Raw genomic sequence first — 12,810 nt, 5'->3', positions numbered from 1 at the left:
CTCGGTGACAAATTACCTTAAAATTTATGATGAAGCGGCGGTGAGGCACTTATGTGCTCGCCGCGCTAACGAACTTAAAGCTTGGCAAGCCCTTGCCCTTCTCGACACTCAAGTTAATGCCCCACAAGCCCTCATCGATGCAAAACAATTCGGTATTCGCTATGTTTTAGTTGGCGTATGTGAAGATATTGGACCTCGAGCTAACTTAGGCAATGGTGGCTCTGGGCAAGCATGGCAGGCTTTTTTAAAGCGCTTTTTAAACCAAACGCATAATCAGTTTTTAAATCATGAACGTGTGCTGCTACTTGGCGAAGTTGACCTTGACGATTTAAACCAACAGGCTATTAACCTTGATAATAAAAACGAAGCAGACTTAGCCAAACTTCGTGAACTGTGCGGCGATATCGACACTCGCGTTGAGCAAGTACTTGCAATGATTTTTGCAGCAGGCCTTGAACCAATTGTAATTGGCGGCGGCCATAACAACTGCCTGGGCATATTACGTGCCCTTAGTAAGCAACATGGCAAACCAGTGAACGCTATTAACTTAGACCCTCATGCTGATTTCAGAGAGTGTGAAGGCCGTCATAGCGGCAATGGCTTTAGATATGCGTACAGCGAAAACCACCTTGCTGATTATCATGTCATGGGTTTACACGAATTTAAAAATAACCAAGCGATTATGGATGCCCTGACTAACGCAAACTTCACGTTTGATAGCTATCAAGACATTCAGGTCCGTCGCAAAGTCGATTTATCTTCAGCATGTAAACATGCTTTAGCTCAGTTTGATAATGCACCGCTTGGAGTAGAATTAGACCTAGACAGCATCTCATTAATGCCTGTAAGTGCTTATACTAACTGTGGTTTCAGTGTTAGTGATGCAGAACATTTTGTGCATTTAGCTGCCAGTCAAACAACCGCTCACTACTTACATTTATGTGAAGGCGCACCATCGCAACACCCAGTAGGTTTAGAAGCTGGAATGAACGATGCCGGCCAAATCATCACAGCCTTGGTGAATGCGTATTTGCAGGCGAGAGAGGCAAGTTAGAAAGAAGCTATGTAACGGCTGATTTTTGGGGAGGTCGGGTCGAGCGAAGCGATACTCAACACATAGAAGCGGTCAGCTCTCAGCCTTCAGCGGTCAGACGCGCGAAACAAGTTTCACGCCTACCTGTATCAGCGGCTTTATGCCGCGTCACTTAAATTGGAAGCAAGATTCGAGATAAAACGCGATGTAACGAGTCAAACTGCTCGCTAACTTTACTCTTGAAACTCGCTAACTCAACCCTGATGCTCTAACCGCCACTGTTTTAACCATGACATCATACCTACGCTGCTAAGCGGGTAATTAAAGTAATAGCCCTGTGCGGCGTAGGTGTTCAGCGACTTAACAAATTTAAGCTGTTCTATGGTTTCTACCCCTTCACAAATTACTTTCGCATTGTTTTGACTGTGCATATCCACCATGCCAGAAACCAGACTGCGAACTTGGCTTTGATGGGCAAAGTCAGCGGTTAGTGATGCAGCCACTTTAATATACTCAACATTGAGGTTAGGTAATTTAGCAAGCCAAATAGGTGTGTCACCAAATCCATCAATACACAATTTGATGCCAATACTACTTAGCCTTGCAACCATAGCTTTACCCTGCTCATCTAAGTTCATAAATAAATCGAGCGGGCATTCAATGATTAAATCACCCGGTTCTAAGCGGTGCTCAGCCATAATGCGATCAACAAACTCAATAAACTCTTCATGCAGCATTTCAGGGCCAAACACATTGATACTAAGAGGTAATTCAATACCTTCCATACGCAGCGCCATAGCTAGTTCGGCAGCGCGCTCAATAACGTAGGCAGCAACGGGGTAGCTAAGCCCAGCGACACGAATATCATCAATAAATTTATTCGCTGAAAGAATGCCTTGTTTAGGGTGTTGCCAACGCAACAGCAATTCTAAAAATTCAATTTGCTCGTCGCTATTGCGGATAACCGGCTGAAAATACAATTCAAGTTCGCTGGCAAAATCTAGATGTGCTAACTCGCGCAATCGTGCTTGTTGTTCTAATTGCTCGATCATCATTTGCGGGTGATAAGGCACAATTGCTCGCTCAGGGTTTGAGTCAAGGGCAAGGTTGGCAAATGAAATTAGATTTTCGAAGCTATAGTCTGGCTCGTCGCAGTTCACATAACTAGCACGCACTTTCACTTCAATGGTGCAATTAGCAACGTTAAATGGTTTTAGTGTGACTTGCCTAATTTGGCTGATCAACTGCTCGTGAAGATGTTTTTGTTCTTCAAGTGAGCAAATAAACGCAAAATTTAACCCCCCTAAATGCGCCAACTTTTCAGCACTACCTGTATTACTTGCCACACTAAGAACAGCATTAGCATTGAGTTGTTGTTTAATTCGTGTAGCCGATTGTGCTAATAACAAATCACCAAAGTCACGACCAATATGCTGGTTAACATCGTTAAAACCTTCAAGGCGGATCATCACTAGTGCGCAGTTCGCTGAGTGCTCTTCAGTCCATGCAACAAAGCTATTTCTAAGTGCATTACGATCAGGTAAGCCTGTGAGTGGGGTCGCATCTAACTCATCGTGATACAAGGGCTCAACCTCAACCAGCTCTTCATCTTCGGGCTCTTCGTAATTAAAAAAGCCCGAGATAGATAAAATGACAACAGAGAAAACAAGCCAATATAAAGCTATATCGAGTAATAGGTGGGCTGAATATAAAACAGCAAATAAAATAGCACTAGCCACACTCAAAATAATGGCAAGCCAATTTGTGGTACGAAATGCTTGCCATAAATGAAAACATAAACTTAAAGCAAGCAATATAACCAGCCAAGGTAATCCTAAACTTAGGATAGCTAAACCTAGAACGCCATTAACGACTAGGCTAAGTCTCAAGATAGGATTATGGGTTACGCATAAGGCACAAATCATTGCCATAAAGACACTACCAGCTAAAAACACTGGCACAACATCACTTGTTAAATTTACGAGTTGAGTACTACTCGCTAAACTAAAAATCAATGACATGTAATCCAAACTGCGTAATAAAACTTATCTAACTAAGTCTACCCAAAATCCACAGATTTAACAGTTTATTTACGCCAAACTGGTAACTTAATTGTGCTGGATGGGATATTTGCCAGTGGGCAATATCAGCCCGAGCACCTACTTTTAACACTCCACGGTCATCAAGACCTAAAGCACCTGCGGCGTTGCGCGTTACCCCTGCTAATGCTTGTTCAGGCGTCATGCGGAAAATAGTACATGCCATATTCATCATTAAGTGCAATGAACATAATGGTGAAGTCCCTGGGTTAAAGTCAGTTGAAATAGCGATAGGAACTTGATACTGCTGGAGTAGTTCAATTGGCGGATACTTTGTTTCGCGTAAAAAGTAAAATGCACCAGGCAACAATACCGCAGCAGTGCCTGCTTTGGCCATTGCTTGAATGCCTGCTTCATCTAAGTGTTCAATATGATCAGCAGATAAGCCATTAAATTCTGCAACAAGCTCTGCACCATGTTGATTAGATAGCTGCTCAGCGTGCAACTTAACCGGTAAGTTGTGCTTTTTAGCCGCTTCAAACACACGGCGAGTTTGCTCGTTACTAAAGCCAACGTTTTCACAAAATGCATCAACCGCATCAGCTAAATCAGCCTCAACAACACGGTCAAGCATCTCACCGCACACCAAGTCAATATACTCATCGCTACGGCCTTTATATTCAGGCGGTAACGCGTGAGCACCTAAAAAGGTGGTTTTAACATCAACCGGGTGATTTTCACCGAGTAAACGAGCCACTTCAAGTAGTTTAATTTCGTTTTCGCAATCAAGGCCATAACCCGATTTAATCTCTACCGTAGTCACGCCTTCTGCGTATAACGCATTTAAACGCTCTTTTGCACTAACAAATAAGGTTTCGTGGTCGGCTTCTCGGGTTGCACGTACCGTACTTGCAATACCGCCCCCCTTTGCAGCGATTTGTTCATAGCTTACACCTTGTAAACGCTGCTCAAATTCTTCTGCGCGGCTACCAGCAAATACTAAGTGAGTGTGACAATCAATCAATCCAGGTGTTAACCACTGCCCTTTTGCAGACACAGTTGGCGTGGCTAGTGCGTCAAACTCAGGTAAATCAGTTTGTGCACCTAACCAGGCAATTTTGCCATCTTTAACAGCAATAGCTGCATTTTCAATGGCGCCGTATGGTGCATCAACATCAGGATCCATTGTGGCGATATTGGTATCTGTGATCACTAAATCCCAGAGCGCTTGATCATTGTTGGTTATGTGCATTTTTCACCTATCTTGATGCTTGCTAAAGGCTCAGTGTGAGCCTAAATTTAAATTTGTTTAAAGTTTATCAACTCATCTTGTATATACAAGGAAATTATGTCACCTTGTAACATACTGTTAACCCACCTATAAACTTTTCATAATGAACGTTCCTAAGTTTGCGCAAATAAAAGAATTCATTCTGGAAAATATTCAATCGGGAGAATGGCAAGAAAACGATCGTGTCCCGTCTGAAAACGAACTAACTAGTCAATTTCGAGTTAGCCGCATGACAGCTAGGCGCGCACTCTGTGAATTAACCGATGCCGGTATTTTAACGCGCAGCCAAGGCCAAGGTACTTTTGTTGCCAACTTCAAATCACAATCATCACTACTTGAAATCAAAAACATTGCCGATGAAGTTAAAGCACGAAACAGCAACTACAGTTGTACTATTTTAGTGATGGAATCAATTAGCGCTATAGCGCCAATTGCGATTGCTCTGGGTGTCGAGGTCGACAGCCATGTTTATCGAAGTGTGATTGTGCACAATGAAAACGAGCAACCTTTGCAAGTTGAGGAGCGTTTTGTGAACCCAGCTCTTGCTAAAGACTACTTACAGCAAGACTTTCACAGCCTAACACCCCACGAATATTTATCGCAGAATGCTCCACTAACCGAAGCACGTCACACGGTTGAAGCAATTATGCCAAATCCAGAAATGTGTGAATGGCTCAATCTTTATAACGAAGAGCCATGCTTACAAGTGATCCGCCGAACCTGGTCATCACAAGGTATTGTAAGCTTTGCACGCTTAGTCTCACCGGGTAGTAAATACCGGCTAGGCGGTCACCTTACTTTTAAAAAGTAGCTAAATAGGCGTTTGATAAAGAAAATTCAGTGCCTCTATCGCTGAACCATCAATGATTCGTTCGCCTTTATCATGGCTTGTGAAAGTGGGTGATTGATTGCCTTGCTCAGAGCATTTTTGCTGGTAGTAATCCACTTTTGTTGGGTGCGCCGGATTGACAACATTATAAATGCTGCTCGCGTTAGACCAATTTTCAAGTACAGCCAAAATCGCCGCTATCACGTCTTGCTGTTGTACCATGTTCACTACCTGCTGACTTGAGCTAGAAAGCTCTTTACCAGCAACAAACTTACCCGGATCGCGCCCAGGGCCAACTAGTCCTGCCAAACGCAATACTTTACCACCGGCATTTAACACTAACTGCTCGGCATCAAATAGCAGTTGTTGGCGCGCTGATTGACAATTAATTTCTGTAGTTTCGTCGTATTGACCATTGTCAGTTGGGTAGACACCTGTCGAGGAGCATAAAATAAAGCCTTTACAATTTAGTTGCTTGGCCAGATCAAGCCCTGCTTGCAAAGTGGCTAGATAATTACTTTTTGAACTGCGGCTACGTGGTGGGATTGCACACACCCACCATGCATTTTCAAGTGAAACATCGTGTTTAAGCACTGTGTCTTCAAGTGCAAACTGACGCTGAAAGTCATATTCATGTTCGCTACTACGGTGTGTTCCCTGCACATGCCATGCTAATTCTTTTGCATTAATACAAAGTGCTTGGCCTAGCCAACCAGCACCTAAAACTACCAATTTATTCTTTTCAATACTCATTTATACAATAAGTCCTTAGCATTTATTATTAACCTTCACTTAACAGTGTAGCGATTTGGGTGCAAATATGATTAGATAGATAACTCTACCCGATAATAAAAACACGTGCACCTATGTTAAATAACCTCTCTTTACGAAAAAAAATATTACTACTCATCGGCGGGACGATAAGTGTATTACTGATCATCGCCTCTAGTTTTTTTGTTAACCATATTGCTGAGCTATCACGCCAAGCTATTCAACGAGAAGCAGATAGCTATTTACAGAGTGAGCGACTCTCAATGCAAGGTTACTTTGCCAAATACGGTAAAGTTGTACAAACTTTCGTGACAAATCCGCACTTAGTTAATTGGTTCGACAACTGGACTGAACGTGATCAAAGCCTTGATAACCAACCTGGATATGACAGTGTTAACCAAGATTTTGTCCGCATCAGTGGTAACGACGACAACATCTTATCTGCCTTTTTTGCATCTGCAACAACAGGTGAGTATTTTAAAGAAAATGAGCGCACCTCTCATTATAACGGCCAGCCTTATTACGCGTACAAACGAGGTTGGTGGCAAGACGCTTTAAAAATCAACAAACTCTATGTTGGTCCTATTTCTGTAGATCTGACCACCGGGAATGCTTCAGCAGTTGTACAGCAGCCTGTTTATAATAAACAAAATAAACTTGTAGGCTTTGGTGGTGTTGATTTACAGCTTAATAATATCAACGACATGGTTGAAGGCATTCGTTTTAATGGCCAAGGTTTTGGCTTCCTACTAGATGGCAATCAAAAGGTTGTACACTTATCGAAACGCACTGGTCATAAACTGTCTGTAACTGATGAAGGACCGAATGGTAAAGAAGGTTTAGATGCCCTCGAAAAACAATTTAGCGACACTTCAGGCTTTAGCGAATTAAACCGCGCGATGAAAAGCCAAAAAGATGGTAGCAGCTTTGTTACATTCAAAGGTGAGCAATATTATGTTGTATACAACCGACTTGAGTTAGAAACTCCTTACCTAGATTGGTATGTCGGTATTTTAATACCGACCAGCATGATTGATGAGCCGGTAAACGATGCGGTGATGACAACGACCACATCTGTGATCATCATTCTCGCGATTATCATTGCGATGATCTTTTGGGCGACGCAAATGATCACCAAGCCTCTAACAAAACTAACTTACATCATGCGTGATATTGCCTCAGGTGATGGCGATTTAACACAAAAAATCGAGATAAAAAGTAATGACGAAGTGGGTCAACTTGCCCATCACATGAATACTTTCATCGATAAGCTACGTGCAATGATGCTTAATACTGCTGCACAAGCAGAGCAGCTAAGCCAAGCTGCTAGCCAGCTGAAAACAGTTTCGCAAAAAACCAACGATGAAATTCAGCAAGAGAAGCAACAAGTAGACAGTGTGAGTGCTGCAGTAACAGAAATGGCAACTACGGTGATGGAGATTTCACGTAACGCTCAGCACACCAATAATGCGGCAGAAGAAGTGCAAACTATTACCGCAGATGGCACTAAGCGCTCGACTCAAGCACAATCAGTGATGACCGCTCTTGCAAGCCACATTGGTGAAGCATCTAAAGTGGTTGCGGGTCTTGAGCAAGAAAGTGGCAATATTGGCGCGGTAGTTGATGTTATCAACTCAATTGCAGAGCAAACTAACTTACTAGCACTGAACGCGGCAATTGAAGCAGCCCGTGCTGGCGAGCAAGGTCGAGGCTTTGCGGTTGTTGCTGACGAAGTTCGTTCACTGGCAAGCCGAACGCAAGAATCAACAGATGATATTCGCAATATGATCAGCCGTTTACAGCAAATTGCTCAACAAGCATCAACCATGATGCAACAAGGTCAAGAGCGTGCTGAGGGTTCAGTTGAGCAAACACAAATTGTATTGCAAGCTCTACAAGATATCGCGCAATCTGTGACAAATGTGCAAGATCAAAGTCATCAAATTGCGACTTCGACAGAGCAACAAACTGTGGTTGCAGAAGATATCAACAATAGCTTGGCAGCGATTAATCACTTAGTGAATAGCACTGCGGATCATGCTCATGAATTGGCGGATGAAGCACGTGATTTGAATGAATTAGCAGCCGCTTTAAATAAGACGGTGAATCAATTTAAGTTATAAAGATAAATTGCTGAAGTAGTTAAAAACCCGATGTCACCTGAAGATGACATCGGGTTTTTATCGTCAGCCTTCCCTGTTATTCGTGGCGCAACCGCTTTCGCGTGTTCCATAAATTCGTGCCACTGTTGCTTGTTCCATAAAGCAACTCCTTTGTCGGTCAATCCTTGTGTTGGTTGCGTTTGTACTTTTTCCATATAGTCTCCTCCTTACGCTAGCTTCATCCTTTTTGGCTCCTGCCTAAGCTTATTCCTTGCTGTCATCTCCATTCACTTTATCCATAAAGCGTTGCCATTGTGCGCTACTCCATAACGCCTTGTTACTTCCTTGTTGTCCTTTGAGCGTAGTTACATTATCCATACTGTAAACTCCTTGCGGTTTATAATCCGTTACTCCTACAGCCCTTCCTTGCTGTGCTCCATTACTCATCCTTGCAGATCAATGCAGTAATTATCGCTTAGCGATGATATACACGGCATGAATCAAACCAGGAATGTATCCTAATAAGGTTAAAAGAATATTAATCCAGAATTGCGCACCTAAACCTACCTGTAAAAATACGCCTAAGGGTGGAATTAAAACTGATAAAATAATACGTATTAAATCCATAACTCACTCCTTGAATTAAATCAGCCCAGCTAAAGCTGGGCTAAAGGGCTTGCTATTATTCAGCAATAATCTTCAATTTATCGATTACTTTATGAACGTCTTCAGCGTTTTCAGCAATGCTTACCGCTAATTGCTTTTCTGCATCAGATTCAACAGTACCATTAAGTGTTACTACACCGTTGTCAGTATCCACATCAATGTCTGTACCACCTACTTCTGAGTTAAATAAATAACGTGTCGTGATTACAGTAGTGATCTTTGCATCGGTTAAGTCGCTTTCTGCTGAATCAGCTTTGTCTGATTTCATGTGCTTAGCTTTCATGTTTTTAACAACAGTTAATTTGTTATCAACAGAGCTAACACCGTCTAGGCTAAGAACCAGCTCTTCAGCAAGTTCTTTATCTAATTCGCTATCAACCTTACCTGTAAGTACAACCTTGCCATTCGTTACATCAGTGTTGATGTCAAAGTTGTTAAGGTTTGTGTTCATAAGAAGCACAGTTTCTGCCTTACCATCAATCCAAGCATCTTTACTTTCATTTTCCCAGCTGCTTGCCTGAGCTGACATGCTAGTTGCACCAATTACTAAAGCGGCAATCATAGATTTGTTAAAAGTGTTCATAATCTTTCTCCTTTTGATTAAAGACAGATTAAGTAATGCGACTATGATGCCAACTATTTATATCTTAATTTTCAATTAGTTAAACATTGATTCAGCGACTGTTTATATTTATTTCGGTAAAGATTTACAAGCTGATCGGTAATAAGTTCACGATGTTGCAAAAATAGCTACTTAGTTGCGAATTTTATTAATCTGTGGTTAATTTAACGAAATTGATTATTAGCCATAAAAACTAACCTTTTGATTTATATGGAAATAAAATTTGGCCTAAGCCTTGCTTCATGAATAATAACTATAAAATCACAACAGGGAACTACCATGGCCGTTAAACTTGAAGACCGCCCAATTGATCAAGTAAGAGAAGAAGTAATCGATCAACTCATTTATAACTATAGTCATGCTGTTATTTCAGCTGAAGCATTTGAACGCCGACTAGATCAAGCAATGGCGGCCACCAGCAACGAAGTTCTGGTAGAGCTTGTTGCTGACTTAGAACTAAAAGCTGACATTGACTACAAATCGCATAAGCATGCTCAATTTAAGCCTCATTATAGTCACAGCAGCGATAACGAAAGCCTACACCTTCGTAGTATTCTTGGTTCAAATGAGCGCAGCGGCCAATGGGTGGTACCAAAAGAAATTCACCTGACAAACTGTTTAGGCTCTATCGAACTCGACTTTAGCGAAGCGATCTTCCAGCATCAGCATGTCACTATATATGTAAACTGTATTTTAGGTAACGACGAAATCTACGTACCAGAACATGTCAATGTGGTATCCAAACTGTTTAGTGTAATAGGCAGTGTTGAGAACAAGTCAGTCGCTCTAAACAAAGGTCAAGGTCCAACCATCACCATTGAAGGTAACGTATGGCTAGGCTCAGTCGAGATTTCAGTTAAACGCACTATGAAAGAAAAGTTCATTAGCTTTGCTAACAGCCTAAAAGCCAGTTGGAAAGAAATGAATAAGATGCAATAAAAAAGTCTACTCTTATAAAGCTATTATGTGTGGTAAGGGGTTTGTTCATTTAAACAATACTGACGTCTGAGAGAGCTATAAATACAAAAAACCCAGCCGAAGCTGGGTTTTTGGTATTCTGATAAACGTAAATATTAACGTTTTGAGAATTGTGGACGCTTACGTGCTTTCTTAAGACCCACTTTCTTACGCTCAACTTTACGTGCATCACGTGTAACGAAACCTGCTTTACGAAGTGTAGGACGTAGAGACTCGTCAAACTCCATAAGTGCACGAGTGATACCGTGACGGATAGCACCAGCTTGACCAGTAGTACCACCACCTGAAACAGTGATGTGTAGGTCAAACTTTTCAGTCATTTCTACGTGCTCTAATGCTTGACGAACAACCATGCGAGCAGTCTCACGACCGAAGTACTCTTCTAGAGAGCGCTTGTTGATTACGATGTTACCAGTGCCTGGGCGTAAGAATACGCGAGCACTTGAACTTTTACGACGACCTGTACCGTAGTATTGATTTGCCATGATAGTGCTCCTTAAATGTCTAGAACCTGAGGCTGTTGTGCAGCATGGTTGTGCTCAGTACCCGCGTAAACTTTAAGTTTACGGTACATAGCGCGGCCTAAAGGACCACGTGGCAACATGCCTTTAACAGCTTTTTCGATAATCATTTCAGGCTTTGCAGCTTGAAGCTTGTCGAAAGTAGTAGACTTAAGACCACCTGGGAAACCAGTATGAGCGTAGTACATTTTGTCTTTTGCTTTATTACCAGTAACAGTAACTTTCTCTGCGTTGATAACGATGATGTAATCACCAGTATCTACGTGAGGAGTGTACTCAGCTTTATGCTTACCGCGTAGGCGATGAGCGATTTCAGTAGCGATGCGACCTAAAGTTTTACCTTCAGCGTCAACTACGTACCAGTCACGTTTTACTGTTTCTGGCTTAGCAACAAACGTTTTCATTTATTAAAATCCAATGTTTTTTAATTAAAACCACAGGTAATTATTATTAATTACCGCTCTAAGTTGAATGCTTTAACCCCTTCGAGTTGAAGACTTTAAACCAAAAATTAGAGGCTAAACTAATAATTGGTAATAGAACGCAACGTGGCAGACGCGGGAGTATACCAGCACTCAAACCACATTGCTAGATGATGGTTGTTTTTTATTCGAGAAAATCAGCTAATAAGTGCGCGCGAAATAAATTTCACGCCTACATCAATCGTAGGCGTCACGCTTGCTTGACGCGCCTTACATTCAACACCGTTCGGCTAAAGACTGACGGCTCTTCTAAGCTAAGTGTTCTTTTGCTAAATACTCTAGCGATTGCATTTCTTGTAATCGACTAATACAACGCTTAAATTCAAAGTTTAAGTTACCTTCACTATATAGCTCAGTAATTGGCTTTTCTGCAGAGATAATCAAGGTGACATGACGTTCGTAGAATTCATCCACTAATGCGATAAAACGACGTGCCGCATCATCATTAGCTTGACCTAGCGATTTTACATTAGACAAAATCACGGTGTTATAGAGTCGACTGATTTCCATGTAATCAACTTGACTACGAGCTGTTTCGCACAGCTCGCTAAAATCAAACATGGCAATACAGTCTGATACTTTACGGGTTTTGATCATGCGCCCTTCAATTTCAATTGCCTTGTCGAGCACCCCCGGCTCAGGTGACAACTTATCGAAGTATTCAAATAAATTATCGTCAGCTTGTTTATCAAGCGGGCTATGGAAAATCTCAGCCTGTTCAAGTGTACGCAATCGATAATCAACACCCGAATCAACATTAACGATTTCTGTATTAGCTTTTACCAGCTCAATTGCAGGTAAGAAACGTGCGCGCTGTAAACCGTTACGATACAGCTCATCTGGCACTATATTAGATGTAGCAACGAGCACAATGCCACGTTCAAATAATGCTTCCATCAAGCCACCAAGCAGCATTGCGTCAGTGATGTCTTGAACAAAAAATTCATCAAAACAGATAATGTCTGTTTCTGATTTAAAAATATCAGCTACAACATTTAATGGGTTGCTGGTGTTCTTTAATTTTTTAAGCTCATCATGTACTCGATGCATAAAACGATGAAAGTGCACACGCATTTTACGATCAGTAGGTAAAGCTTCATAGAAAGTATCAACTAAATAGGTCTTACCTCTACCAACTCCCCCCCAAAAATAAAGCCCTTTTATACTCGGCGTGCTATCTTTAGAGAATAGTTTGGCAAACCATCCCTTCGCGGCGGGTTTGTCTGCCGTAAGGTCATCATAGAGTCTTTGTAAGTGACGCACTGCATTTTCTTGTGCTGCATCATGTACAAAGTCTTCACGTTGTAAATCTTGTTGGTATTTCTGCCATGGAGTCATAGGTCGTTACAATAAAACACTGTTAAATTTGCGTAGTATATTAACACGCATCGTATCTCAGGGTATATTAGCCCGCAGTATGATTTCACAATCAAATTAAGCATATTTTAATAATGATTGGACTATAAATGCTTTTAA

13 protein-coding genes are annotated in these 12,810 nt (G+C 41.6%); 4 read left to right on the top strand and 9 right to left on the bottom strand.

The genetic code is table 11. From position 1 onward, the window contains the following. Positions 1 to 4 precede the first annotated feature (4 nt). Entirely contained in the window at positions 5 to 1,054 is a 1,050-nt protein-coding gene (locus tag HYD28_04465; GenBank protein QLE08273.1) for a formimidoylglutamase, read from the top strand. Between the two features lie 233 nt (positions 1,055 to 1,287). On the opposite strand, the gene HYD28_04460 is transcribed toward HYD28_04465, so the two are convergent. Both HYD28_04460 and HYD28_04455 read right to left on the bottom strand, forming a co-directional pair. Beyond that, positions 1,288 to 2,964 (bottom strand): EAL domain-containing protein, encoded by a 1,677-nt coding sequence (locus tag HYD28_04460; GenBank protein ID QLE10485.1) that lies wholly within the window; start codon positions 2,962 to 2,964, stop codon positions 1,288 to 1,290. A gap of 118 nt (positions 2,965 to 3,082) precedes the next feature. Further along, a complete protein-coding gene (locus tag HYD28_04455; protein QLE08272.1) occupies positions 3,083 to 4,324 on the bottom strand; it encodes an imidazolonepropionase in 1,242 nt (413 codons plus the stop codon). Between the two features lie 142 nt (positions 4,325 to 4,466). Here HYD28_04455 and hutC point away from each other — a divergent pair, with 142 nt between their 5' ends. Beyond that, the gene (gene hutC, locus HYD28_04450) at positions 4,467 to 5,174 is read left to right on the top strand and encodes a histidine utilization repressor (protein QLE08271.1); all 708 of its coding nucleotides are present in this window, start codon (positions 4,467 to 4,469) and stop codon (positions 5,172 to 5,174) included. Here the strand turns inward: hutC and HYD28_04445 are convergent, their stop codons facing one another. After that, a complete protein-coding gene (locus tag HYD28_04445) occupies positions 5,175 to 5,945 on the bottom strand; it encodes an NADP-binding protein (protein QLE08270.1) in 771 nt (256 codons plus the stop codon). A gap of 113 nt (positions 5,946 to 6,058) precedes the next feature. Between HYD28_04445 and HYD28_04440 the strand changes: the two genes are divergently transcribed. Then, positions 6,059 to 8,086 (top strand): methyl-accepting chemotaxis protein, encoded by a 2,028-nt coding sequence (locus tag HYD28_04440; GenBank protein ID QLE08269.1) that lies wholly within the window; start codon positions 6,059 to 6,061, stop codon positions 8,084 to 8,086. On the opposite strand, the gene HYD28_04435 is transcribed toward HYD28_04440, so the two are convergent. The 3 genes from HYD28_04435 to HYD28_04425 all read right to left on the bottom strand — a co-directional run bounded on the left by HYD28_04435 (position 8,071) and on the right by HYD28_04425 (position 9,314). Then, positions 8,071 to 8,280, bottom strand: a complete 210-nt coding sequence (locus HYD28_04435; GenBank protein ID QLE08268.1) for a hypothetical protein — start codon at positions 8,278 to 8,280, stop codon at positions 8,071 to 8,073. The genes HYD28_04440 and HYD28_04435 overlap by 16 nt on opposite strands. A 253-nt stretch (positions 8,281 to 8,533) precedes the next feature. Next, the gene (locus tag HYD28_04430) at positions 8,534 to 8,692 is read right to left on the bottom strand and encodes a YqaE/Pmp3 family membrane protein (protein QLE08267.1); all 159 of its coding nucleotides are present in this window, start codon (positions 8,690 to 8,692) and stop codon (positions 8,534 to 8,536) included. 55 nt (positions 8,693 to 8,747) lie between these two features. Then, positions 8,748 to 9,314 carry a BON domain-containing protein gene (locus tag HYD28_04425; GenBank protein QLE08266.1) on the bottom strand — a complete coding sequence of 189 codons (567 nt, stop codon included), beginning with the start codon at positions 9,312 to 9,314 and terminating at the stop codon, positions 8,748 to 8,750. Between the two features lie 318 nt (positions 9,315 to 9,632). On the opposite strand from HYD28_04425, the gene HYD28_04420 reads away from it, so the two are divergent. Beyond that, positions 9,633 to 10,292, top strand: coding sequence for a DUF1707 and DUF2154 domain-containing protein (locus HYD28_04420; GenBank protein ID QLE08265.1), 660 nt, complete (start codon positions 9,633 to 9,635; stop codon positions 10,290 to 10,292). A gap of 134 nt (positions 10,293 to 10,426) precedes the next feature. Here HYD28_04420 and rpsI read toward each other — a convergent pair whose 3' ends face one another. The 3 genes from rpsI to HYD28_04405 all read right to left on the bottom strand — a co-directional run bounded on the left by rpsI (position 10,427) and on the right by HYD28_04405 (position 12,672). Beyond that, entirely contained in the window at positions 10,427 to 10,819 is a 393-nt protein-coding gene (gene rpsI / locus HYD28_04415) for a 30S ribosomal protein S9 (protein QLE10484.1), read from the bottom strand. An 8-nt stretch (positions 10,820 to 10,827) separates the two neighbouring features. After that, positions 10,828 to 11,256: a 50S ribosomal protein L13 gene (rplM, locus tag HYD28_04410; GenBank protein ID QLE08264.1), complete on the bottom strand. Its 429-nt coding sequence runs from the start codon at positions 11,254 to 11,256 to the stop codon at positions 10,828 to 10,830. Positions 11,257 to 11,583: 327 nt separating this feature from the next. Beyond that, the gene (locus HYD28_04405; protein ID QLE08263.1) at positions 11,584 to 12,672 is read right to left on the bottom strand and encodes an AFG1 family ATPase; all 1,089 of its coding nucleotides are present in this window, start codon (positions 12,670 to 12,672) and stop codon (positions 11,584 to 11,586) included. Positions 12,673 to 12,810: the final 138 nt, after the last annotated feature.

The organism is Pseudoalteromonas shioyasakiensis, assembly GCA_013391845.1.
GTDB lineage: Bacteria > Pseudomonadota > Gammaproteobacteria > Enterobacterales > Alteromonadaceae > Pseudoalteromonas > Pseudoalteromonas apostichopi.
This window is presented reverse-complemented; position numbering and strand designations above follow the sequence as displayed.

Excerpts from the sequence above, each read along its gene's own strand:
- HYD28_04420 (QLE08265.1), top strand. The coding sequence starts at position 9,633 with ATGGCCGTTAAACTTGAAGACCGCCCAATTGATCAAGTAAGAGAAGAA.
- HYD28_04430 (QLE08267.1), bottom strand. The coding sequence starts at position 8,692 with ATGGATTTAATACGTATTATTTTATCAGTTTTAATTCCACCCTTAGGC.
- HYD28_04455 (QLE08272.1), bottom strand. The coding sequence starts at position 4,324 with ATGCACATAACCAACAATGATCAAGCGCTCTGGGATTTAGTGATCACA.
- hutC (QLE08271.1), top strand. The coding sequence starts at position 4,467 with ATGAACGTTCCTAAGTTTGCGCAAATAAAAGAATTCATTCTGGAAAAT.
- HYD28_04440 (QLE08269.1), top strand. The coding sequence starts at position 6,059 with ATGTTAAATAACCTCTCTTTACGAAAAAAAATATTACTACTCATCGGC.
- HYD28_04460 (QLE10485.1), bottom strand. The coding sequence starts at position 2,964 with ATGGCAATGATTTGTGCCTTATGCGTAACCCATAATCCTATCTTGAGA.
- HYD28_04445 (QLE08270.1), bottom strand. The coding sequence starts at position 5,945 with ATGAGTATTGAAAAGAATAAATTGGTAGTTTTAGGTGCTGGTTGGCTA.
- HYD28_04425 (QLE08266.1), bottom strand. The coding sequence starts at position 9,314 with ATGAACACTTTTAACAAATCTATGATTGCCGCTTTAGTAATTGGTGCA.
- HYD28_04435 (QLE08268.1), bottom strand. The coding sequence starts at position 8,280 with ATGGAAAAAGTACAAACGCAACCAACACAAGGATTGACCGACAAAGGA.
- rplM (QLE08264.1), bottom strand. The coding sequence starts at position 11,256 with ATGAAAACGTTTGTTGCTAAGCCAGAAACAGTAAAACGTGACTGGTAC.
- HYD28_04405 (QLE08263.1), bottom strand. The coding sequence starts at position 12,672 with ATGACTCCATGGCAGAAATACCAACAAGATTTACAACGTGAAGACTTT.